Here is a 21,352-nt window from a genome sequence, read left to right on the forward strand (position 1 = left end):
CTTTAACAGTTCCATGCTGTCTGCGCCTTTATATTTGGAGTCTGTATCCGGAAAATGCCGGCCGATATCTCCCAGAGCCGCGGCTCCGAGCAGTGCATCACAGATGGCATGCAGAAGCACATCTGCATCAGAATGGCCTAATAGTCCTTTTTCGTACGGAACATGCACACCTCCTAAAATCAAAGGGCGTCCTTCTGCCAGCTTATGCACATCATATCCCATTCCTACTCTCATATCCCATACCTCACTTTCCTATTTTTCTGTCGTCTATATAGAATATCTCATTTTCTTTATTATAATATAATTCTCTGCAAGATACAAAAAAAAGGCATGTCCCTAAAAAACATGCCTTTTCATAGCGATGAGCAGATTCGAACTGCTGACACTACGGGTATGAACCGTATGCTCTAGCCAACTGAGCTACATCGCCATATCTTTATGCATTCCGCATAAAGAATGGGACCAATAGGGCTCGAACCTATGACCCTCTGCTTGTAAGGCAGATGCTCTCCCAGCTGAGCTATGATCCCTTGTCTCGCGACAAAAATTAGTATATAAAATAATGCGAAAAATGTCAACAACTTTTTGAAAAGTTTTTAAAAAAGTTTCCAAATTCACGATTTCTTTCAAAAACAAAAAACAGCCTGACCGCGTCTTTCAGCGGTTCAGACTGTTTTGCTGACTGTTCTGTTTAATTTTTCAAGAAATCAGAGAGCGTAGGTCTCTGGCTCTTTTCCATCGGATGGGTCATCTCCCAGAAGGTCTGGCTGATTGCCTTTGTCTGCAGCTCATCCACAACCGTCTTTAAAGAATAATCTTTGATCTCCTGTTCTTTTAATTCTACAGACACATGATCTTTAGAATCAATATCCAGCAGAGTTACAAAGCTTTCTTCCGTCACAATGGTTCCTTTTTTCAGCGGAACAACAACGCTCTGATTCTGAGACAGGACTGCCTTTAAGTCATTATAGCGGTGCTGTTTCTGCAGCTGTGCCTTCAGCTTAGCTGCATCTGCTTTGGCTTTCTTTACCTTCATTGCAGCTTTTTCTTTCTCTCCGGGTTTATAAATCTCCCAGAACGGGCCGCCTGCGGATGCGGATTTAGACTGCTCGATCACATCTTTTAAATGGTACTTGTATGTACTGCGCTGTCTGCTTCCCACGTCTGCAACTGTCACCTGATCTTTGTCATCGATCGCCACCAAAGCTATAAAATGTCCTCCTTTGGTAAAATAACCGGGTCCCATGAGGCCGACTACCGGATGCTTCTTTTTAAGCGCATCCCTGATCTTCTTATAATCTGTCCCGAGTCCACTGCATCCCAGCTGATAATTTTTTGCCAGTGCCGGCACGACTTCATGGGCGGAACCTGCATTGCTGTAATAACCATGCTCGTATGCCCAGATGGTCGTATCAAGCGGGGTTACCCATTTGCCGGTCAGCGAGGTAATACAGACTGCCATGGCAGTAGGTCCGCAGCCGCTGCTCTTGATGCAGTAGCCATTCTGGTTCCAGGCGGAATCTCCCTGATTAAAATAGGTAAAACCTGCGATGGTTTCCTTCTGATCCTTCATGCTGAGACGCGTGTCATTATAGATCTTAGGGATAATGTTGGAAACTACCTTTTCTTCCTTAAGATTTTTGTTCTTTTTCAGCTTCTTGACTTTGTTTTTCTGTTTGATCTTTTTTGCTTTTTTCTTTGAAGCCTTGGATGTCTGGTCCTTTTTTTCTGTCGTTTTCTGGTCCTTATGCGCCGTTGTCGACTCCTGTTTCGTCGTCTCCTGCGGCTGTGCCGTGGTCGTGGCTTCGGTCTGTGCAGCCGTTGTCGATGTACTCTCCGACGCTGTTGTCTGCTCTGTTGCTGAGCTCTGTTCTGTTGTCTTTGCCGTTGCTGCCGCTTCTTCACCGTATGCAAACGTGCTGCTGCCCACTACAAGGCAGCCGCATAGTACAGCAGAGCAGATGGATTTCATGTGCCTGTTCATTCTGTATTCACTCCTTAGCTCACTCATTTATTCTCCATCCCCCAAAGTTCATTATAATCCTTTTCTCACAATTTCTCAATGCTACTCCCCATATTTTTCTTACGAACCGTGATTTTTTCTTCAATCCGCTCAGACAGCTCCGGAACATGGGAAATAATGCCGATCATCCTGTTTTTTCCGGAAAGCTCCTGGAGACAGGAAACCGCTTGTTCTAAGGATTCACTGTCCAGGGAACCGAATCCCTCATCTACAAACAAAACTTCGATCTGAATGCCTCCGGCGCTGTTCCTGACAATATCCGAAAGTCCTAACGCCAGGCACAGTGCCGCCTTAAAGGACTCGCCTCCCGAGAGAGTTTTTACAGACCTGCGCTTTCCGGTATAATAATCCATCACTTCTATTTCCAGGTTATCTTTTTTTCTGGCATCCGTGACTGTCTCACTCCGAAACATCTCATACCGGCCTCCGGTCATTTTCACAAACCTGATATTTGCGGCCTTTAAAATATCCCGGAAATATGTAATGAGAATAAACTGCTCAAAGGTCAGACGAAGCGCATTATTTCCGCTCAGAAGCCGGTCCATATCTCCAACAATACCGTAGCTCTCTTCAAGCTTTTCTTTCTTTTTCTGCTTCTCTTTTAAAGAGCAAAGTGCCCTCTGTCTCTGATGCACAAGCACAGCGAGCTGTTCTCTTTCCTCCTCTGTTTTTTTGATCTCTCCTTCCAAATTTTCCAGATCACCGCTTGAAACCTTCTCCTGTTCAAGTTCAGCGCGTTGTTTCTTCCTTTCCTCAAACTCTCCACGGCGTTCCTCCAGAAGAGTCCGCGTCTTGGAAAGAGCCGTTTCCAACTCGATATTCTCCGCCGTCAGCCGGTCATTCTCTGAATCATATTCTTCCAGTTCTTTTGAAAGAGCGAGATGCTCCTCCTTTAGTTCCTCCGCTCTGCCCCACGATTCCAGCTGTTCTCTAAACGCTCTCATCCGGCCTTCTGCCTTCATCCGCTGTTCTCTGATATCCGCCAGACAGTTTTCTTCCTTCTGTCTGGAGAATTTCTCCGCTGAACAGGCTTCCTCTCTCGTAATCCCCTCATATTCAGGTTCTTCTCCGAGCTCTTCCTGTTTTCTTTTCCATTCGGTCTGTGCCGTATTCTTCTGTTCTTTCAATTTCAGCATTTTTTCATACCATTTGCGGAAAAGCTCTTCTGCCTTTTCTGCCCGGTCTTTCTGTGCCTCCAGCTGCTCCCTGTCCGGAGCTTCTGAAGGAATCCCGGCGGGCTTTGGGTGTTTCGTGGAACCGCAGACAGGACATGGTTTTCCTTCCCTTAGATCTTTTGCCAAAATGCCAATGCTGCACGCATAATAAGCGGACTGCATCTCCATATAGATGTCCTGTTCCTCTTTTCTTAAGTCATCTGCCCTTCGGTACTCACATTCAGCCTGCTCAAATTCTTCTGAGAAACGCTTAAATTTCTCAGAGGAAGCCTTTGCCTCCCCCTCTGCTTCCAGCCATTCCTGGTAAACTGCCATTCGGGTTCTCCTGATTTGCCGTGATTCTTCCTGGCTGGCTTCTTCATATTCGGTTTCCAGCTGTCCCAATCGTTCCAGCTGTTCATTGATCTCCTTTAAAACGCCGAGACGTTCCTTTTTATGATCCATCACATCTCTTAGACTGTAAAGATCCTGCTTCTTCTTTCGGATATTCTCTCGTTTTTGTTTAAGCTCTCCTAATTCCTCTTCCAGACTGCAGATCTTTGAAGCCAAAGTTTCTGTCTCTGCGGATAATTTCTTTGCCTGTTCAAAAATCTGTTTCTTCGAATCAAACTCTTCTCTCTTATTCCTGCTGTTTAAGAAAGCCTCGGATGCCAGCTGTTTCTTTTCCTTATAATCGTCCTCAAGAAAAGTGATCACCGCCGAAAAATCTTTCTTTTCTCTCATTTCTTCATATGCCGGATCTTCTCCCGACAGTTTAGCTGCCTCTTCCATCTGATTTGTGATCTCACGTATTTCGCCAAGCAGGGCTCTCGCCTTCTCGCCTGCAAGACCTTGGATTTTTTTATAGATCTGCGTATGAAAAATAGAGCGGAATACTTCCGCCCGGTCACTGGACTTTGCTGTGAGCAGCCTTTGAAATTCCCCCTGTGCCAGCATGGAGATCTGGCGGAACTGGTCATAGTCGATGGAGAGAATACGGGACAGCTCCTCGTTGACTTTGGACGTTCCGGCTTTTACAGTTCCATCGGGCAGAGTCAGCACGGCATCCTCTTTTTTTACCGTCGTTCCCGAACCTTTTCTTTTGGCTCTCCTGTATTTCGGATGGCGCTCTACCCGGTACTTTTCATTCCTGTGTGTAAATTCAAGAATCACATAGGTATCTTCCTTCTGTGAAGCGAAATCGCTCCTGAGGCTTTCCTTCGTGCGGACGCTTCCGCTGACTTCCCCGTAGAGAGCATAGGTCAGCGCGTCAAATATCGTAGTTTTCCCGGAGCCCGTAGGCCCGGTGATCAAAAACAGTCCACCCTGGAATTTGGAAAAATCAATCTGATTTTTGCCCGCATAGGGGCCCCATGCGCTGATCTCAAGAAATAATGGCTTCATATATTCAAGCCTCCTTCCTCCAGAAGTTTTTTAAGAAATTCCATCCTCTTTTCTTCTGCCTCACCGCAGGTCAGCTCAAGAAACGATTCCCCCAGTTCCAGCGGTGTCTTTTCACGGACGTCGGCGTACACCTCATCACCGCCGGACCTCTGTCTCTTTTCCAGGTTCAGTTCCATAATATTCGGATAAGAGGCACGGAGCTTCTCCATAGGATCTGCAAGTTCCTCCTCGTCCGTCAGCACGGCGCTGATATAGTCTTCACAGTCTGCAGCTTCAACCACCTGCGGATCTAAAAGATCTTCAAGTTTTCCTTTGATCCGGCGCATATCATGTCTGGGCTTAAGCGGGTAAACCGTAACTGTTATGCTGCCTTTTTCTTTCAGCTCAACCAGTGTCACAGATTTCTTGTGAAATTCTTCAGAAAAAGAGTACTTAAGAAGGGAACCGCTGTATCTTACAGTCTCTCTTCCCGCTTTTTGAGGGCCGTGAATGTGCCCAAGCGCAGTATAGTCATAGTCTTCAAAGACAGTATAAGAAATCTGTTCTGTCCCTCCCACACTCAGCAACAGTTCCGAGTCGGACTGTGTGACGGGTTCTGTCCCAGTGACAAACTGATGGGTGACCAGCACATTCCGCTCTGTTCTGTCCACAGGATGACGGGCGAGGACAGAGCGCATGGCATCTTCATGCGTGCGGATCTCGTCTTCAGGAAATAATGCCCTTGCCTCAGCAGGCTTAAAATACGGAAGCAGATGCAGGCAGACCGGCCCGTATTCATCTTCCAGCCTGATGGCAGGGAATTCTTCTCTTAATGTCCCTTCCACGTAAATATTCTGCTGCCCGAAAAGTTTCTGTCCAAACTCCAGCCTCTCGCCCGAATCGTGATTTCCCGCCGCTAAAAAAACAGGCACCATAAGCTCTGCCGTACCTGTCAGAAACCAGTCAAACAAGGTCACAGCCTCTGCCGGAGGGATGCTCCGATCATAAATATCTCCTGCCAAAAGGAGCCCGTCAACGGGCTCCTTCTCCATCAGTCCCAGCACCTGTGCCAGCACATGTCTCTGATCTTCTATGAAATTCATTCCATTGACCGTCTTGCCCAAATGCAGGTCAGCCATATGCAAAAGCTTCATGATTTTCCGTTCCCCTCTAGTTCAGCACGAACCGCTCGATGGCATAGGCGACTCCGTCTTCCTCATTGGATTTTGTAACAAAATCTGCGATATCTTTCAGTTCGTCCATTCCATTTTCCATCACTACACCGAATCCCGCTGCCCGGATCATAAATGTGTCATTGGCCGCATCTCCGCACGCCATCGTCTCCTCGATCGGTATGGAGAGATGTTTGGCTAACTGTGTGATCCCGTCTCCTTTGTCACATCCCAGCTGGGTGATCTCTACATTGTTAAACAATGCAGTTGAAACGCTGGCAATTTCCAGATCGCTCAGTTCCTTCATGACACGTTTTCTCTCCTCAAGGTCACCGAAGAAGGCACTGATCTTTTCAATGCCGTCACTGTTTTCTTCCACATAGGCCTCCAGATCACCGACCTCCTGTCTGGTCCTTAAAATAAGGTCTTTCTGCTGGCCCTTAATATCAAAATCTTCTAAATGGTTATAAAATTTCCCTTCCATATAGCCCTGGCCATTTCTGTAAATATCTCTGGTACAATTATATTCTGTGAGTTTCCTGAGCAGAGACAAGGCTGTCTCCTTCGGAATGTGGTTCTTGTATATGATCTTATCTTCCAGAGCGTCATAGATCGTCGCCCCATTGCAGCAGACGGCATACCGGACTCCCTCTAAATTTCTGATAAAATCAGGGATTGCTTTATAGATCCGTCCTGTGGCCGGCACAATATGTACGCCTCTTCTGGCTGCTTCTTCGAGCACTTCCCTCGTATGCTCCGAAATCTGCTTCTGGTCATTCAGCAAAGTTCCGTCTAAATCCATGGTTACCAACTTAATCTGGCTCATAACTGTCCTCCCTATGTAAAAAAGTAATGCTGTATCCGTATCTGCAGGCTCTCATTTCCCCTGTATACGTTAATATCCGGATAGTAGGTGCAAGTGATGTACTGCTTTCCCTCTCCCATCTTTTCACGGAATATATCTTCCTCTTCAAAGATCATGCCCGTCATTCTTGTTCCCCTGTCACTTAAAAGCGACAGCCGGATTACATTTCTATTATCGCCGAATACCTGGATTCTTTCAATGAAAAGTTTTCTGTGGGCGAACAAAGGCCTTTTATTTTCCTTCCCAAACGGCTCCAGCACTGCCATCTGGCGCACCAGTTCTGCTGAAATATAGTCAATCGGCATATCCACATCAATCGAAACTTTTTTTATGAAATCATTTTCCTTAAGCTCACAGTAGCCATTGATCCGTCTGCGGAATTCCTCCACTTTCGATTCGTCTGACAGAGAACACCCCGCGGCCATGGCGTGTCCCCCGAATCTGGCAAATACATCCTTTACTTCATTCATGGCTTCAAACATGTGATAGTTCTCAATGGAACGCCCGGAACCTTTGATTCCCTCTTTCCCTTTGGTCAGTACAAAAACCGGCCTGTGCACTTTGTCTTTCACCCGACCGGCAATGATTCCCGCGATGCTCTCATGGCAGTCCGGAAGATAAATCACGAGGACCTTGTCCTTCCCGTATCCATTTTGTTCTATCTGATCCAGCGCTTCTTTGACTCCCTCGTTGGTCATTCCCTTTCTCTGGTCATTGAGATCTTTCAATTCCTGAGCCGTCTCTTCTGCGGCGGCCATATCCTTTTCCAGGAACAGTCTTAAAACCTTTTCCGCCGATTCCAGCCTTCCGCTGGCGTTGATGCACGGGCCGATGACAAAACCTAAATGATAAGAATTGACAGTTGTCTCTTCCAGATTGTGAACCCTTAAAAGCGCCCTCAGACCAGTATTTTGCGTAAGACCGATGCGGTTCAGTCCTTCTCTCACGAAAATTCGGTTTTCCTCTGTGAGGTCCACCACATCACAAACTGTGGCTATGGCCAAAAAACAGAGCAGCGGTTCCAGCTCCTTATCCTCCCTGCCCTCCGCCCGGTAAAGTGCTCTCATGAGCTGAAACGCCACTCCGGCTCCGCAGAGTTGTTTATAGGGATATGCGCACGTTTCCTGTTTTGGATTCACGACCGCATCTGCCGGCGGCAGCATCTCTCTCTTTCTTCCTTCCTCCATTTGATACGGAACTTCATGATGGTCTGTGACAATGACTTCCATGCCCAAATCTTTTGCTTTTTTTACCGGATCAAAAGCGGCGATTCCATTGTCGCAGGTGATCATCAGTCCGATACCCTCCTTCTTGGCGTTTACCGCCATCTCTGAATTCATTCCGTAGCCGTCCTGGATGCGGTCGGGAATGACAAAATCCACAGTTCCTCCGAGATCGCTGAGACTTTTCCACAAGATATAATTGGATATTACCCCGTCCACATCATAGTCAGAAATAATCCTGATTTTTGTGCCTCGGCGGACCGCCTGACGGAGCAGTCTGCATGCTTCTTCTGCATCCTTCATCATGAACGGATCTGAAATGTCCGAAAGAGTCCCTGATAAATACCTGCGTATGTCTTCCTCTCCCGTGATATCCCGGTTCCGGATCAGCCTGGCTATGACCGGATCAATGCCGAACGTTTCTCCGATCCGGACAAAATCTGCTTTCTTTTTGCTGATAAACCATTTTTCCATAAGTAACTTTTTGTCCCCTTCCCGTGATGTAAGAAAACTGTAATCAAACCTATTGTCTGATTACAGTTTTCAAATGTTTTATCGGATTCCTTTTTTCTTTTTCTTCTTCTTTTTCTTGGCCTTTGATCCTGCCGTCTCCTGTACGTTGTGTACTTCCGTTTTATCTTCCAGGGCTTTCGCCGGCTGTTTCTTAAATCCCGTCTTCATAAAGTACCAGAGCGGTCCGGTAATACACACAGAAGAAAATGCACCGCACACAACGCCGACCATCAGGGTCAGGGCAAACTGGCGGATGGATGACACTCCCATAATAAACAGCACAAACACCATGATAAACGTAGTGAGCGACGTGTTGATGGATCTGGTCAGCGTCTGAATGATACTCTTATTTACAATGCCTTTCAGCTGTGTATTATCCGCCTCCTGCATATTCTCCCGGATACGGTCAAATATGACGATGGTAGAGTTGATAGAGTATCCGATGATCGTAAGCATACACGCGATAAAGGTTCCTCCGACGGAGAGCCTTCCGATTGAGTATGCTGCAAATACGATAAGCACGTCATTCAGCAGTGCAATAATGGCACTGGCTCCAAATTTCACATCCTTAAACCGGATGGCGATATAGATCAGCATACAGATACTTGCAATCACCACGGAGACGATCGCATCCCTCTGCATTTCATTGCTGATAGTAGAACTTATATTTTCAGTGGCAACGGATTTCGCCTTAAAATCTTTTTTCATGGTGCTCTCGATCTGCTTCCGCTGGCTTAAGTTCAGCTCCACAGTCTTGATCACCATCTGATTATTTGCTTTTACTTTCTGTCCCTGGACTGAAGTGGATTTGCTTACTTTTTCGTAAGCGGATACGACCTTCTTCTCGAGACTGTCATCTACTTTCACACTCTTATCAAATGTGATCGTAGAAGAGGTTCCTCCGGAAAATTCCAGATCAAAATTAAGCGGTGCTCCGATCTTTGACTTGTTGATCGGAAGGAACGCCAGACCTACAACGATCACAAGCAGCGCTGCCGCCATGCACCGTCTGCTGACTCCGATGAAATCCCGTTCTTTTAAAGCTCTCGCTTTTCCATAGAGTTTCGGGCTCCTCAGGCCAAACTTGTATGCGGCGGTAACCAAAAATCTGCTGATAACCAGGGCTGTAAACATGGAAATCAGTACACTCATACCCAGTGTCTGAGCAAATCCCTTGACCGTTCCAGTGCCCTTAAACCAGAGGACTGCCACGGCGATCAGTGTGGTCACATTTCCGTCGATAATCGCTGAAGCGGCCTTGTGGAATCCTGCCTTAATCGCAGTTCCCACATTTTTGCCCATCGCAACTTCTTCCTTAATTCTGGAATAAATGATGACATTGGCATCCACAGCCATACCGATACCAAGTATGATACCGGCTAATCCCGGAAGGGTCAGCGTCACATTGAATCCATTCAGCGCCAGCAGCGTCATAAGCACATAAATGGCCAGCGCAAGACATGCGATCACTCCCGGAAGATAATACAGGGCGATCATCAGGATACAGACGAGTGCAAATCCGATGGCGCCGGCTTTGACACTTGTCTGAATAGCATCCACTCCTAATTTGGCGGAAACCACATTGGAGCGCAGTTCCTTTAATTTTACCGGAAGTGATCCAATACGGATAGAAGATGCCAGATTTTCGGCCGCTTCATAACTCTCCATTCCTGTTATGCTGCATTCCCCTTTGGTAATGACGGTCTGCACATTCGGTGCGCTGATGATCTGGTTGTCATATATAATATAGATGGGTTTGCCCACATTCTTCTTTGTGGCATCTGCAAATGCCTTAGTTCCTTTTTTGTCAAACTCCAGGGCTACGACATAGTCCTTGGCCCCATTGTCTCCCTCAGTTGTCTGAGCTTTTGCGGATTTGACGTTATTTCCGGTCAGGACCGTCTTCATGGATTTGCCGTCCTGGACCATGAATGCCAGAGTTCCCGGCTGTCCCAGTTCATCCAGGATCTTATTGGCGTCTGTCACACCCGGGATCTCGATGTTGATTCTGTTTTTACCCTGGCGGTAGACTTCAGATTCTGTACTGTACCCTTCCACACGTTTCTGAAGCTTATATACCGTATCGTCAATGTTTTTATCAGATACATTTTTGCCGTCCACTTCATAGGTAATGCTGACTCCTCCGGCCAGATCCAGACCCAGTTCGATGTTTTCTGCACGGCCGATCTTATTTTTCCCAAGCCCTTTTGCGGTGATAAAAATTCCAAACGCACACAATGCGGCCAGCAGGATTATCCCGGCAGCGTATCTTCCCTTCTTATTTTTGTTCGTCTTCATAAGTTTTCTGCTCCTTTATTCTTCACTCTGATCAGCCAATGCAGCCTTTATCATCAGTGCACACTCCACTCGCTTTCTCTCCAGCTGACAGCCCACTTCATAGGTACCGTTGATCGTACCATTCAGTTTATGAGAGTTCGCACTGCATCCCCCGCTGCAGTAAAATCTGGCGAAGCACTCCCGGCAGTCTTCTTTCGAGTAAACACTGGTCTTCTTAAACTCAGAGACAATATCACCGCGGGTGACTCCGTCAAACACATTTCCTACACAGAACTCATCTTCCCCCACGAACTGATGACACGGATACAGATCTCCCCATGGCGTCACCGCGAGATATTCGGTTCCCGAACCGCACCCTGAAAGGCGTTTTGCCACACAGGGACCTCCGGTCAGATCGATCATAAAGTGGAAGAACGTAAAGCTCTTTCCTTCCTTCTCCCTCCGGATGATTTCTTTTGCCAGAAGATCATATTCTTCCATGATCTTCGGAAGATCGGCTTCTTTGATCGTGTACCGCTCCTCTTCGGGTCCTACCACAGGTTCCACGGAAATCTGGTCAAATCCTTCGTCTGCCAGATGCAGTACATCTTTTGAAAAATCCAGGTTGTCATGGGTGAAAGTGCCTCTCACATAATAACTTTTTCCGTTTCGCATCTCTGCAAATTTTTTAAATTTATCAATGATCAGATCGTAGCTGCCCTTGCCGTTTCTTGTAGGCCTCATCTTATCATGGACCTCTCTCCGCCCGTCAATACTAAGGACCACGTTGGCCATCTCACGGTTTGCAAACTCCATCACTTCGTCATCCAGAAGGACGCCGTTGGTCGTCAGAGTAAACCTGAACTTTTTACTGTGCTTCTCCTCCAGAGACCTGCCGTAAGCCACCAGCTGCTTTACGACCTCAAAGTTCATCAGCGGCTCTCCTCCAAAGAAATCCACTTCCAGGTTTCTCCTGCTGCCTGAGTTTTCAACGAGGAAATCCAATGCCTGTTTTCCTACTTCAAAACTCATCATCGAACGATCTCCGTGATATTCTCCTTCTTCAGCAAAACAGTATCTGCACGCTAAGTTACAGTCATGAGCGATATGCAGGCAGAGTGCTTTGACCACGGTTGGACGCCTTTTGAACTCCGTTATGTAATCCTCATACTCGTCCTTTGTAAAGAGTGCTCCTTCGCTCTCCAGACGCCTGATTTCCTCATAGACTTCCTCGATCTCCCCGGCTTCGTATCCGGAAAGCTCTTCTTGTATTTCCTTTAAAGTGCGGGTGCCGTAAAGTCCGATGACGTCATAGCTCAGATCATCCACGACGTGGACTGATCCGCTTTCCACATCCAGCACCATATTATATCCGTTATTTTTGTATTGATAAACCACGCTGCTTCTTCTCCTTTATCTGTCCTTAACGAAAAGAGACGGTTCAAAAAGGAACCGCCTCTCATTCTTCTGCTCTTTCCCGCCGTGGGTTATTTGCTGTGTTCGCAGCTCTGGTTTCCTACGGTGCAGGATGTCTTGCATGCTGACTGACAGGATGTCTGGCACTCACCGCATCCGCCTTTCTTTACTGTGTTCTGCAATGTTTTATTCGTTAGAGTCTTAATGTGCTTCATGCCAAGTTCCTCCTTCAATATGAATCTCTCTTATTCCCTTTTTAACTTGCCCATTATATCATATTCATTTCGGAATTACAATAAGTTCTTCAGTTCATCGTAGAGGTGATCCGGGACCTTTAAACTGCCTCGTCCCGTCCCGATCTCAATGTCCGGTTTATTGCTGCCGTGAAAGTCCGAGCCTCCTGTGGCCAGCATCCCATATTTCCTGCACCACTGCCTGAGTTTCACCGTCTGTCCGTGATGATGGGATGAGTGATAGACTTCAATTCCCCCCAGCCCGAAAGAGATCAGCTCCCTGATCAGCTCCTCTAACTCCGCGTTGGAAAGATGATATTGGAACGGATGCGCCAGTACCGCAGTACCTCCTGCATCTTTGATCAGCCTGACCGCATCCGCGGGCGCAAAATAAGGCTTCGGAATATAATATCTGCATCCGTCTCCTACATACTTTTTAAATGCCTGCTCCTTATTGGCACAGTATCCTTCCTCGATCAGCACTCTTGCAAAATGTGCCCTGGTGATCACGGTCTGTTCGTTGCCGTGCAGAAGTTTTTCAAGCGTCATTGGTATCCCGTCCTCACGAAACTTTTCAATCATAGAAAGATTTCTCTGCCTTCTTCCTCTCCGCAGACCCTCCAGTGTGTTTAGTAAGTTCTGATTACAGATATCAATATGATAGCCCAGTATGTGAATCTCGTGTTTTTCCGCCTCACATGAAAGCTCAATTCCCGGCATAAAATGAATGCCTGTAAGTTCTCCCGAATGAAGGATCGGCGGAATCCCTGCGACTGTATCGTGATCAGTGAGTGCGAACGCATAAAGTCCCTTTTCTTTTGCTGCACGCAGCACCTCTGCCGGTTTCAGTGTACCGTCCGAGGCATCCGAGTGCAAATGTAAGTCAATCATCGTCTGTCCTTTCTCCCTATGTGTCATAGAATGACCCTCTCCTGCATAAAATCTTACTAAAAGGAGGCATCCCATGGAAAATAAAAATATCGGTATTTCAATCTTAAAAAGCTTAATCTTCTCCTACATATTGACAGGAATTATTCTATGTATTCTGGCTTTTATTATGTATCAGACCGAAGTCAGCACAAAAGTCGCAAACCTTGGCGTAACCTTTACCTATGTGGCTGCGTCTGTATTTGCAGGGTTTATCATCGGCAAACGAATGGGAAAGAGAAAATTTCTCTGGGGCCTGGCCGTGGGCCTTCTGTACTTTGCCGTACTCTTTCTGATCTCCCTTCTCCTGGATCAAAACCAGGCACTGATGAGCGGAGAGCGCATCACCGCAATGCTTCTGTGCGCAGCCGGAGGAACCCTGGGCGGAGCCCTGGCATAATCTTTTACCGCCGGCAGCGGGCTTTAAGCCCCTGCCGGTATCTTCCATACTTCCTCCGCAATTCTCTTCATATTCCTGATCTTTTCCCACTGCTGTTCATCTGTCAAAAACCTCTGCTGTTCTTCTGATGCAAACCCGCACTGCGGACTTAAGCAAAGCTGAGTCAGCGGAACATAAGACGATGCCTGCAGAATTTTCTTTTGAATTACATCATCCTTCTCCATCACAGGAGACCTGACAGATATTAATCCAAGTGCAACCTTTTGATTCTTTATGTATCTGAGAGGCCTGAAATCCCCTGACTGTCCGCTGTCATTATATTCCAGAAAAAATCCGTCCACAAGACAATGACCGAATAACTGCTCTGCCACTGCCTCATAGCTTCCTGATATCATACGGGCAGAATAAAAATTTCCCCGGCAGACATGAAGCGTCACCGTCATATCCTCCGGTTTTACCCTCAGCACCTGATTGATCAGCCAGACATAACGCTCTGACAGTTTCTCTGTGTCAATCCCCCTGCTTCGGTAAACCTCCCTCCGTTCCCAGGAACAAAATTCTCCCCATGAGACATCGTCAAACTGAAGGTATCTGCAGCCTGCATTGTAAAAAGCCCTCAGAGCTTTCTGGTAACTCCTGATGATATCTTCAAACAAAACTTTCTCATTCCTGTAAATTGGAATTGGCTGGTATGACTCAGGATGTACACAGCAGATTAAATGGAGCATCGCCGGTGACGGAATCGTCATCTTAGCCGCCGCATCCCCGGAAATTGACTTTAGAAACCGGAAATGGTTTAAAAACGGATGATTGCCGAAGCTGATCCTGCCGCAGACTGCGAGCGTCTCCGGCTCCGTCTCTTCTTCCCTGAAAATGTCCGGTCTCCGTTTATATTTCTTTCTCTCGATTCCGTTCAAATACCAGAGAAAATCCAGATGCCACCATCTTCTGCGCAGTTCTCCGTCGGTAACCGCCTTAAGCCCCGCTTCCTTCTGTTTTCTGACCAGTTCCCTGACCGCCTGATTTTCAATTCTCTTTAATCTTACGGCACTCATATCACCTTGTTTGTACTGTCTTTTAGCAGCTTTCAATGTCTCTGTGCGCAAAAAGCTGCCAACGATATCATAATAGTAGGGAAACGATGTCCTGTCCATGATCAATCCTCCTGGATGCATTTCATAACCAATGTCTTTTGAGTCATTCCTTCTTAAAGCCGTCCTCTTTGGTACAGAAAAGACGGCGCAAAAAAGCGCCGTCCCCCAATATTAATCTTCTTTTGTTCCCTGATTCGGTTTCTCAACCTGAGAAATAGCAGCACGTTCCATAGGAATACGGCAATGTTTGTCATTTCCGAATTCTACAACGATCGTTTTGTCATCTACGGCATCCACGACCACACCATAGAAACCACTGATGGTAAGTACACTGTCCCCAACTTCCAGAGAAGCCGCTAATTCCTTCATCTGCTGGTCTTTTTTCTTCTGCGGACGGATCAGTAAGAAATACATACCTCCGAACACAATAATGAGCCACAGAATCATACTAAATTGTGATTGCATTTGTTCTTTTCCTCCATTTAAAATAATAATATATCAAATTCAATTTCTTGAATCCTGATCACTTATTTTCCATACCGGAAAGCTTTCTCTCTTTGTACTCTCTGTACTGCCCCTGTTCAATAGCATCCCGGATCTCTTCCATCATTGTATTATAAAAATATAAGTTATGCAAGACACACAGTCTCATACCCAGCATTTCTTTTGCCTTGAGCAGATGTCTGATATAAGCCCTGCTGTAACTTCTGCACGCCGGACACTGGCAGCCTTCTTCTATAGGCCTGTGATCCAGCTCATACTTTTTATTGAACAAGTTCATCTTGCCGTGGTTGGTATAGACATGTCCATGCCTGCCGTTTCTTGTCGGGTAAACACAGTCAAAAAAGTCTACTCCCCGGTCCACCGCTTCCAAAATATTGGCGGGAGTGCCTACTCCCATCAGATAAGTAGGTTTTGCTTCCGGAAGATACGGGACGGTTTCATCCAGAATACGGTACATCTCTTCGTGGGATTCCCCTACCGCCAGACCTCCCAGTGCATAGCCGTCAAGGTCAAGCCTGGAAATCTCTTTTGCATGAGAGATACGGATGTCCTCATAAGTTCCCCCCTGATTGATTCCAAACAGCATCTGATGCGGATTCACCGTATCCGGCAGACGGTTCAGACGGTCCATCTCTTTTTTACAGCGGTACAGCCATCTGGTCGTACGGTCCACAGAATCCTGCATGTACTTTCTCTCCGCAGGATGGGGCGGACACTCGTCGAAAGCCATAGCAATAGTAGATCCCAGATTAGACTGGATCTGCATACTCTCCTCAGGTCCCATAAAAATCTTTCGCCCGTCGATATGAGAAGAAAAAGAAACACCTTCCTCCTTTATCTTACGCAGCTTGGCCAGGGAAAAGACCTGAAATCCCCCCGAATCTGTAAGGATCGGGCGGTCCCAGTTCATAAACTTATGAAGGCCCCCGAATTCCTTGATCAGCCGGTCCCCCGGCCTCACATGGAGATGATAGGTGTTGGAAAGCTCCACCTGGGTTCTGATCTCTTTTAAGTCATCTGTGCTCACCGCACCCTTAATCGCAGCCACTGTACCCACATTCATAAAAACCGGGGTCTCTATCGTCCCATGGACAGTTGTAAACCGCCCTCTTTTTGCTTTACCGTCTTTTTTTATTAACTGATACATATATTCACCATTACCCGTATATTTTTTTTACAGAGTCCATACTGGCACTCAGATTCATAAGCAGCCCGTCTGCAATCGTGACCGCCGCCATGGATTCAACCACTACCACAGCTCTCGGAACAATCATCGGATCATGTCTTCCCCCGATGGAAAGGTCGAAATCTTTCCCGTCTTTTCCTGCTGTGGACTGAACCTTGGCGATAGACGGAGTCGGCTTGACTGCTGCCCGGAACACGAGAGGGCTGCCGTCACTGATGCCTCCCAGAACTCCTCCTGAGTGATTTGTCTTTTTTACAAATCCGCCTTCCCGATATTCATAAGCGTCATTATTCTGTGATCCGCAGGAGGAAGCAGCCGCAAAACCATCACCAATCTCAAATCCCTTTACGGCACCGATCGAAAGCACCGCCTTGGCCAGATTGGCATCCAGCTTTTCAAACACCGGATCACCAATGCCAGGCTTTAACCCTTGTACGGTGCACTCGATAATCCCGCCCATAGAATCCTGTTCTCTCATCATGCGGTCCGCATATTCCTGCACTTTCAGTGCTGCTTCTCTGTCGGGCATGTAAAACGGATTCCGAAAAATCTCTTCCAGATCAAATCGCTTCTCGTCTGCCGTAATGCCGCCAATCTCTTTTGCATATGCCGTTACCGTAATTCCAAGTTCCTTTAACAGCTTGACAGCCACTGCTCCGGCAGCCACACGGCCGATGGTCTCTCTGCCGGAAGACCTTCCCCCGCCTCTGTAATCCCTGATTCCGTATTTGGCATCATAAGTATAATCCGCATGTCCGGGCCGGTAAACATCTCTGATCTGGCTGTAATCTCTGGATCTCTGGTTCTTGTTATAGACTGCCATAGAAATGGGAGTTCCGGTTGTTTTTCCTTCAAAAACTCCGGACAGGATCTCTGCCTGATCATCCTCTTTCCGGGGTGTCGTATATTTTGACTGTCCCGGTTTTCTGCGGTTTAAATACTGCTGAATATCCTCTTTTGAAATAGGAAGTCCGGCCGGGCATCCATCTACGACGACTCCAAGCCCCTCTCCATGGGTCTCCCCCCACGTTGTAATTCTGAATAATGTGCCAATGCTTGAACCTGCCATCTTTTGATTCCTCTCTGATTATAACTTAAGATTTGCCAGTAAGTCTCCAAGGCTGGTCTGTGCCTTTTCCTCTTCTTTATATTCGATCCCGGTCTCGACTTTTTCAGCTTCTCTGGATTCCTCCAGTGCCTTCATGCTGAGACTGATCTTGTTGTCGGCAATTTTTAAAACTTTTACTTTGACCTTCTGTCCTTCTTCTACCATTTCTTTCGGGCTTTTTATTCTTTTTTCGCTGAACTGTGATATATGGATCAAGCCGCTGAGTCCATCGCCAAGATCCACAAACGCACCATACGGCATGATATTTTCGACAGTGCCTTCCAGTACCATGCCGGGACGCATCATCGCCATCTTGTGGTTCAGCTCTTCCTGAGCTTTTGCCTTTTCCACTTCTTTGGCTGAGAGTACAAGTTTATTCCTGCTCTCATCTACGGTAATGATCTTGGCCTCCACTTCTTTTTTGAGCCATGTGTTCAGGTCTTCCACATAGTTTAAGGAAAGCTGGGAAGCCGGGATAAACCCACGGATTCCTTCTACATATACAATCACTCCTCCGTTGACAACTCCGCCAACAGTGAGACTGAGAACCGTCTCCTCTTCCATAAGCTTCTGGAGGCGGTCCCAGGCCAGAACCTGATTGGCTTCCCTTTTAGACAACATAATATTCCCCTCACCGTCATCTACAGAAATAACCTTGGCCTTTACCCGGTCTCCCTCATTAAGAGCTTCTGTCAAAGTAACATTTGGATCATCACTGTATTCAGAAGCTTTCAGGATACCCTGAGCATAATATTTTAAATCGATGACTGCCTCTTCGTCGCTGACGCTCAGGACATCACCCTCAACTATATCTCCCTCATCCATCTTACGGAAGGATGCTTCCAATTCATTCTCATACTGTTCCATTGTTTCTTTCATTTCTTCTGCCATTTTTAAATCTCCTTTCACGAAACCTCTGCATTAAGCCTAATTATAACACAGAATAAAGAAGATTTTAACTTGTTTCTTATGATTTTCGGCTTCGGAAAAAGAAAAATATGAGATAAACCGCAGTGAAGTAATAGATCCCGGAAATCACAAACCCAAATGGACGTTTTGATTGTCCTCTCTGTTTCGTACTGATCTGAAACTCCACTGTTCGGTCGGACTTAAGCCCCGACTTTCCCACAGCCTCAGCCTTTAGCCTGTGTTTTCCGTCAGTGCCGCACCGGATCACCATTTGTCCGTCTGAAAACCTTATCTTCCTGCCGTCCATCCATAAACCGGTTATCCGGTCCAGGTCATCCTGAACTTTTACCTGGATCAGTTTTTTCTCCCGATAAGTATTTCCGTTTCTGACCCCGGATATGAGGATCACGGGAGGTTCCGCATCATAGTAAAAATCCAGCGGCTTCTCCAGTGTACTGACATGGCCGGTCATATCCTTTGTCTTCACTTTCACCTTGTTTGAACCGTTCTTTAAATATTTATTACTCACATAGATATAATCTCCCTCTCTCTCATAAGGTACGGTCCGGCCATTCACAATAAATTCTGTCACATAAGAAGGCACTACATTTTTCATCCGGAATCCAAATGATCCCTGATCCTTCTTTGAACCACTTTTATACACGGTATTTCCGGCCGGTGCAATCTGTGTCCCCTTGCAGCTGACCGTAAAGAAAACTTTTTCTGATGCCTTATTTCCGGCACTGTCTCTGGCCCGGATTTCAGCACAATAGTATCCGTCTTCTGACAGCACCGGGTATGCTGATTTCTTGTTATCTCCCGGCTTTACATTCTCTCTCTTTAATAATTTTCCGTTTAAATACAGGGAAACTTCCGTGGGAGTATCATCCGTACAGATCACTTTGGCCTCCGGCGCAGAGTTATAGATTCCGAGAGAACTGATCCCTGTGACTTTAAGTTTTGGTTTCGTTTTATCTATGAAAAAATGCCCAACAGAAGCCTCTGCGGAATTTCCGGCCTGATCCCGGCATGAGACTGACAGCTTTTGCTCCCCTTCTTTTTCAAAATATATATCTGCTTTCAGCACTCCTTCTTTTACTGTTTGATTCACAACTTTCCCCGTAGTCTGCCACCGTATGCTCTCTGCATCCAGATAGGAATCTTTTATGGTCACCTTGAGTTTGCAGCCATCCTTCTCATATCGATTCACCGTTTTTCCTTCCAGGCTGATCAGGGGCTTACTGCCGTCTATATAAATATTCTTTTTCCATTCTTGCTTTGAGATATTTCCTGCCTCATCCTTCTGAACCACTCGGATCTGGTATTTCCCTTCTTCAGAAAGCAAAAGACTGTTTTCTTCAATAGTTTTTTTCCTCCCCGTATCCAAATCCTTTGCTGTGATAAAGGTTTTTAGTCTGGGACCCTTTTTCTTCCTTTTCTCTGCACAGATCCTCACCTCTTTTTTGTGCCACTCTCCATCCGCGGAGCCGGGGCAGTTTACCTTTGGTTTCCCGGGCTGTTTATCCCAGAACTTCACAAAGACATTGGCAGCGGCACTCCGGTTCCCTGCCTTGGAAACCGCGCGCACTTTGTATCTGTGCATCCCGTTTGTCTTAACTGTAATACTGTCTCCCTCAGCTGCTTTCCACTCTCCCTGTTCTGATTCCAGGTATTCAAAGCCGGATCGTCCTGAAAAAGAGCTTCCCTGAGACAAATTTATATGCACAGGGCGGTTTGTCCATTTGCCCTGCATATAGGAACCCGTATCCGCCTCCGGCTCCTCCGGTTTTGTTGTTTCCAGACAAAATTCCTGAAGCATACTGGATTCACCATCATATTCCACACTGACTCTGTACCAGCCCTCCCTCCGAAAGATAACCCTGCCCTCTTTTTCTGACAGCCAAGTTATATTTCCTGTATCCCACTTTTCTTTACCATCGTTCCCTTCGGCGCGGCAGATTACTTTGTCCCTGTCTGCTCCTTCCTTCAGCAGAGTAATTTTTAGTTCCCGCTCCTTTGCTGTATAAGTTTCCTGCTCTCCATCCGCGAACTCCGCCCTCAAAAAAGATTCCTCTTTTTCTCCGCCAAAAACCGTGTATCCCGCCGCAGCAAACACGATCATAAACAGTCCTGCTATCTTTTTTCGATTCAGCATCTAATCATTTCCCTCCCCCAAAACAGCCCCTAGTTTCTGAAGTTCCGTACCCTCTCCTGCACCGAGCCCCTTTGCCCTGCGGTACATATCCTGTGCCATATCCCTCTTTCCTGCTTTTGCAAGATAAAAACCATATGCTATATATCCCTCAGGCCATCCTGAATACTGTCTGATCACTGCCCGGTGCACTTCCTCCGCACTCTTTTTTCTGCCATATACAGCGAGCAGTCCGGCCTTTTTCAGCTGCAGCTCTGCCTTTTCCTTCTCCCGGTCCAGCATATCTGTGTACCGATCCGCGGCCTCTATCCATGGCTCAAGACCGCGGCTGTCTATCATACGCTCATAAAATGCCGCTTTTTCGTACAGTGCAGTCCTCTTTTCATCATTGTTCTCAGACAGTTTTTCCATGAGATCCGCCAGTTCCTCCTGTTTTTTCTCAGCATCTCCGTACTTCTTTAATTCCTGCTCCTTTTGCCGGCAAATCTGAAATAAAAGGTAAGCCTGCTGAAAATCTTCTGTTTTTTGCCCGCACCGGTCCAAAATTCTCCACAGCCTGTCTCCCTGACAGCTCTTTCCTGATAAAATCCCCGCAAGTTCTGTATAATCTTTTTGGGTGTCTGTGGGATGCTCCTGCATCGCCAGATACCGGTATGCCAAAACCGGGTCCGGCGGGAATCCTCCCTTTCCCTCTTTTCCCTGGAGATATAAAAGACCCATTCTGAATAAAAGTTTGTCCTTCCCCACAGCGTCAAAATCTTTAGACTCCACATACTCTGCCAGAACTGTAAGGCCTTCTTTTTCTCTCCCTGC

17 protein-coding genes, 2 tRNA genes and 1 pseudogene are annotated in these 21,352 nt (G+C 46.7%); 1 reads left to right on the forward strand and 19 read right to left on the reverse strand.

Features of this window, described 5'->3' with window-relative positions; all coding sequences use genetic code 11:
- The 12 genes from ispF to QVP35_RS02255 form a co-directional block, all read right to left on the reverse strand.
- A partial coding sequence (ispF, locus tag QVP35_RS02200) for a 2-C-methyl-D-erythritol 2,4-cyclodiphosphate synthase (RefSeq protein WP_288187730.1) occupies window positions 1–234 on the reverse strand: 234 nt, incomplete at its 3' end.
- A gap of 122 nt (window positions 235–356) precedes the next feature.
- Window positions 357–430, reverse strand: a tRNA-Met gene (locus QVP35_RS02205).
- Between the two features lie 27 nt (window positions 431–457).
- Window positions 458–530: transfer RNA gene (locus QVP35_RS02210), tRNA-Val, on the reverse strand.
- A 161-nt stretch (window positions 531–691) separates the two neighbouring features.
- The gene (locus QVP35_RS02215) at window positions 692–2,011 is read right to left on the reverse strand and encodes a C39 family peptidase (RefSeq protein WP_009288978.1); all 1,320 of its coding nucleotides are present in this window, start codon (window positions 2,009–2,011) and stop codon (window positions 692–694) included.
- Between the two features lie 38 nt (window positions 2,012–2,049).
- Window positions 2,050–4,581, reverse strand: a complete 2,532-nt coding sequence (locus tag QVP35_RS02220) for an AAA family ATPase (RefSeq protein WP_009288979.1) — start codon at window positions 4,579–4,581, stop codon at window positions 2,050–2,052.
- Window positions 4,578–5,714 (reverse strand): exonuclease SbcCD subunit D, encoded by a 1,137-nt coding sequence (locus QVP35_RS02225; RefSeq protein ID WP_009288980.1) that lies wholly within the window; start codon window positions 5,712–5,714, stop codon window positions 4,578–4,580. Before QVP35_RS02225 ends, QVP35_RS02220 begins: the two co-directional genes overlap by 4 nt.
- 16 nt (window positions 5,715–5,730) lie before the next feature.
- A complete protein-coding gene (locus tag QVP35_RS02230; protein ID WP_006566404.1) occupies window positions 5,731–6,558 on the reverse strand; it encodes a Cof-type HAD-IIB family hydrolase in 828 nt (275 codons plus the stop codon).
- An 11-nt stretch (window positions 6,559–6,569) separates the two neighbouring features.
- Window positions 6,570–8,294, reverse strand: coding sequence for a single-stranded-DNA-specific exonuclease RecJ (recJ, locus tag QVP35_RS02235; RefSeq protein ID WP_009288981.1), 1,725 nt, complete (start codon window positions 8,292–8,294; stop codon window positions 6,570–6,572).
- A gap of 78 nt (window positions 8,295–8,372) precedes the next feature.
- Entirely contained in the window at window positions 8,373–10,631 is a 2,259-nt protein-coding gene (locus QVP35_RS02240) for a protein translocase subunit SecDF (RefSeq protein WP_009288982.1), read from the reverse strand.
- A 15-nt stretch (window positions 10,632–10,646) separates the two neighbouring features.
- Window positions 10,647–12,008 (reverse strand): thioether cross-link-forming SCIFF peptide maturase, encoded by a 1,362-nt coding sequence (gene scfB / locus QVP35_RS02245; protein ID WP_009288983.1) that lies wholly within the window; start codon window positions 12,006–12,008, stop codon window positions 10,647–10,649.
- An 89-nt stretch (window positions 12,009–12,097) separates the two neighbouring features.
- A complete protein-coding gene (gene scfA / locus QVP35_RS02250; protein ID WP_006566408.1) occupies window positions 12,098–12,241 on the reverse strand; it encodes a six-cysteine ranthipeptide SCIFF in 144 nt (47 codons plus the stop codon).
- 75 nt (window positions 12,242–12,316) lie between these two features.
- Window positions 12,317–13,177 carry a PHP domain-containing protein gene (locus QVP35_RS02255; RefSeq protein WP_022260750.1) on the reverse strand — a complete coding sequence of 287 codons (861 nt, stop codon included), beginning with the start codon at window positions 13,175–13,177 and terminating at the stop codon, window positions 12,317–12,319.
- A 46-nt stretch (window positions 13,178–13,223) separates the two neighbouring features.
- Between QVP35_RS02255 and QVP35_RS02260 the strand changes: the two genes are divergently transcribed.
- A complete protein-coding gene (locus QVP35_RS02260) occupies window positions 13,224–13,586 on the forward strand; it encodes a TIGR04086 family membrane protein (RefSeq protein ID WP_006566410.1) in 363 nt (120 codons plus the stop codon).
- 23 nt (window positions 13,587–13,609) lie between these two features.
- Here QVP35_RS02260 and QVP35_RS02265 read toward each other — a convergent pair whose 3' ends face one another.
- The 7 genes and pseudogenes from QVP35_RS02265 to QVP35_RS02295 form a co-directional block, all read right to left on the reverse strand.
- Window positions 13,610–14,740: a 5-methyltetrahydropteroyltriglutamate--homocysteine S-methyltransferase gene (locus QVP35_RS02265; RefSeq protein WP_009288985.1), complete on the reverse strand. Its 1,131-nt coding sequence runs from the start codon at window positions 14,738–14,740 to the stop codon at window positions 13,610–13,612.
- 111 nt (window positions 14,741–14,851) lie between these two features.
- Window positions 14,852–15,145: a preprotein translocase subunit YajC gene (yajC, locus tag QVP35_RS02270; RefSeq protein WP_009288986.1), complete on the reverse strand. Its 294-nt coding sequence runs from the start codon at window positions 15,143–15,145 to the stop codon at window positions 14,852–14,854.
- Between the two features lie 58 nt (window positions 15,146–15,203).
- A complete protein-coding gene (tgt, locus tag QVP35_RS02275) occupies window positions 15,204–16,331 on the reverse strand; it encodes a tRNA guanosine(34) transglycosylase Tgt (RefSeq protein WP_022260751.1) in 1,128 nt (375 codons plus the stop codon).
- A 10-nt stretch (window positions 16,332–16,341) separates the two neighbouring features.
- Entirely contained in the window at window positions 16,342–17,439 is a 1,098-nt protein-coding gene (aroC, locus tag QVP35_RS02280) for a chorismate synthase (RefSeq protein ID WP_006566414.1), read from the reverse strand.
- Window positions 17,440–17,457: 18 nt separating this feature from the next.
- Window positions 17,458–18,369 carry a S1 RNA-binding domain-containing protein gene (locus QVP35_RS02285; RefSeq protein ID WP_022260752.1) on the reverse strand — a complete coding sequence of 304 codons (912 nt, stop codon included), beginning with the start codon at window positions 18,367–18,369 and terminating at the stop codon, window positions 17,458–17,460.
- Window positions 18,370–18,445: 76 nt separating this feature from the next.
- A complete protein-coding gene (locus tag QVP35_RS02290; protein WP_009288991.1) occupies window positions 18,446–20,542 on the reverse strand; it encodes a hypothetical protein in 2,097 nt (698 codons plus the stop codon).
- Window positions 20,543–21,352: pseudogene (locus QVP35_RS02295) on the reverse strand (serine/threonine-protein kinase); the annotation flags it as partial. It lies immediately after the preceding gene.

The organism is Anaerostipes sp. CAG:276 (genome assembly GCF_000432215.1).
Lineage (GTDB): Bacteria > Bacillota > Clostridia > Lachnospirales > Lachnospiraceae > Anaerostipes > Anaerostipes caccae.

Bases quoted from the DNA above. Each gene is read 5' to 3' on its own strand.
- QVP35_RS02215 (WP_009288978.1), bottom strand. From the start codon at position 2,011: ATGAGTGAGCTAAGGAGTGAATACAGAATGAACAGGCACATGAAATCC.
- QVP35_RS02220 (WP_009288979.1), bottom strand. From the start codon at position 4,581: ATGAAGCCATTATTTCTTGAGATCAGCGCATGGGGCCCCTATGCGGGC.
- QVP35_RS02225 (WP_009288980.1), bottom strand. From the start codon at position 5,714: ATGAAGCTTTTGCATATGGCTGACCTGCATTTGGGCAAGACGGTCAAT.
- QVP35_RS02230 (WP_006566404.1), bottom strand. From the start codon at position 6,558: ATGAGCCAGATTAAGTTGGTAACCATGGATTTAGACGGAACTTTGCTG.
- recJ (WP_009288981.1), bottom strand. From the start codon at position 8,294: ATGGAAAAATGGTTTATCAGCAAAAAGAAAGCAGATTTTGTCCGGATC.
- QVP35_RS02240 (WP_009288982.1), bottom strand. From the start codon at position 10,631: ATGAAGACGAACAAAAATAAGAAGGGAAGATACGCTGCCGGGATAATC.
- scfA (WP_006566408.1), bottom strand. From the start codon at position 12,241: ATGAAGCACATTAAGACTCTAACGAATAAAACATTGCAGAACACAGTA.
- QVP35_RS02255 (WP_022260750.1), bottom strand. From the start codon at position 13,177: ATGACACATAGGGAGAAAGGACAGACGATGATTGACTTACATTTGCAC.
- QVP35_RS02260 (WP_006566410.1), top strand. From the start codon at position 13,224: ATGGAAAATAAAAATATCGGTATTTCAATCTTAAAAAGCTTAATCTTC.
- QVP35_RS02265 (WP_009288985.1), bottom strand. From the start codon at position 14,740: ATGGACAGGACATCGTTTCCCTACTATTATGATATCGTTGGCAGCTTT.
- yajC (WP_009288986.1), bottom strand. From the start codon at position 15,145: ATGCAATCACAATTTAGTATGATTCTGTGGCTCATTATTGTGTTCGGA.
- tgt (WP_022260751.1), bottom strand. From the start codon at position 16,331: ATGTATCAGTTAATAAAAAAAGACGGTAAAGCAAAAAGAGGGCGGTTT.
- aroC (WP_006566414.1), bottom strand. From the start codon at position 17,439: ATGGCAGGTTCAAGCATTGGCACATTATTCAGAATTACAACGTGGGGG.
- QVP35_RS02285 (WP_022260752.1), bottom strand. From the start codon at position 18,369: ATGGCAGAAGAAATGAAAGAAACAATGGAACAGTATGAGAATGAATTG.
- QVP35_RS02290 (WP_009288991.1), bottom strand. From the start codon at position 20,542: ATGCTGAATCGAAAAAAGATAGCAGGACTGTTTATGATCGTGTTTGCT.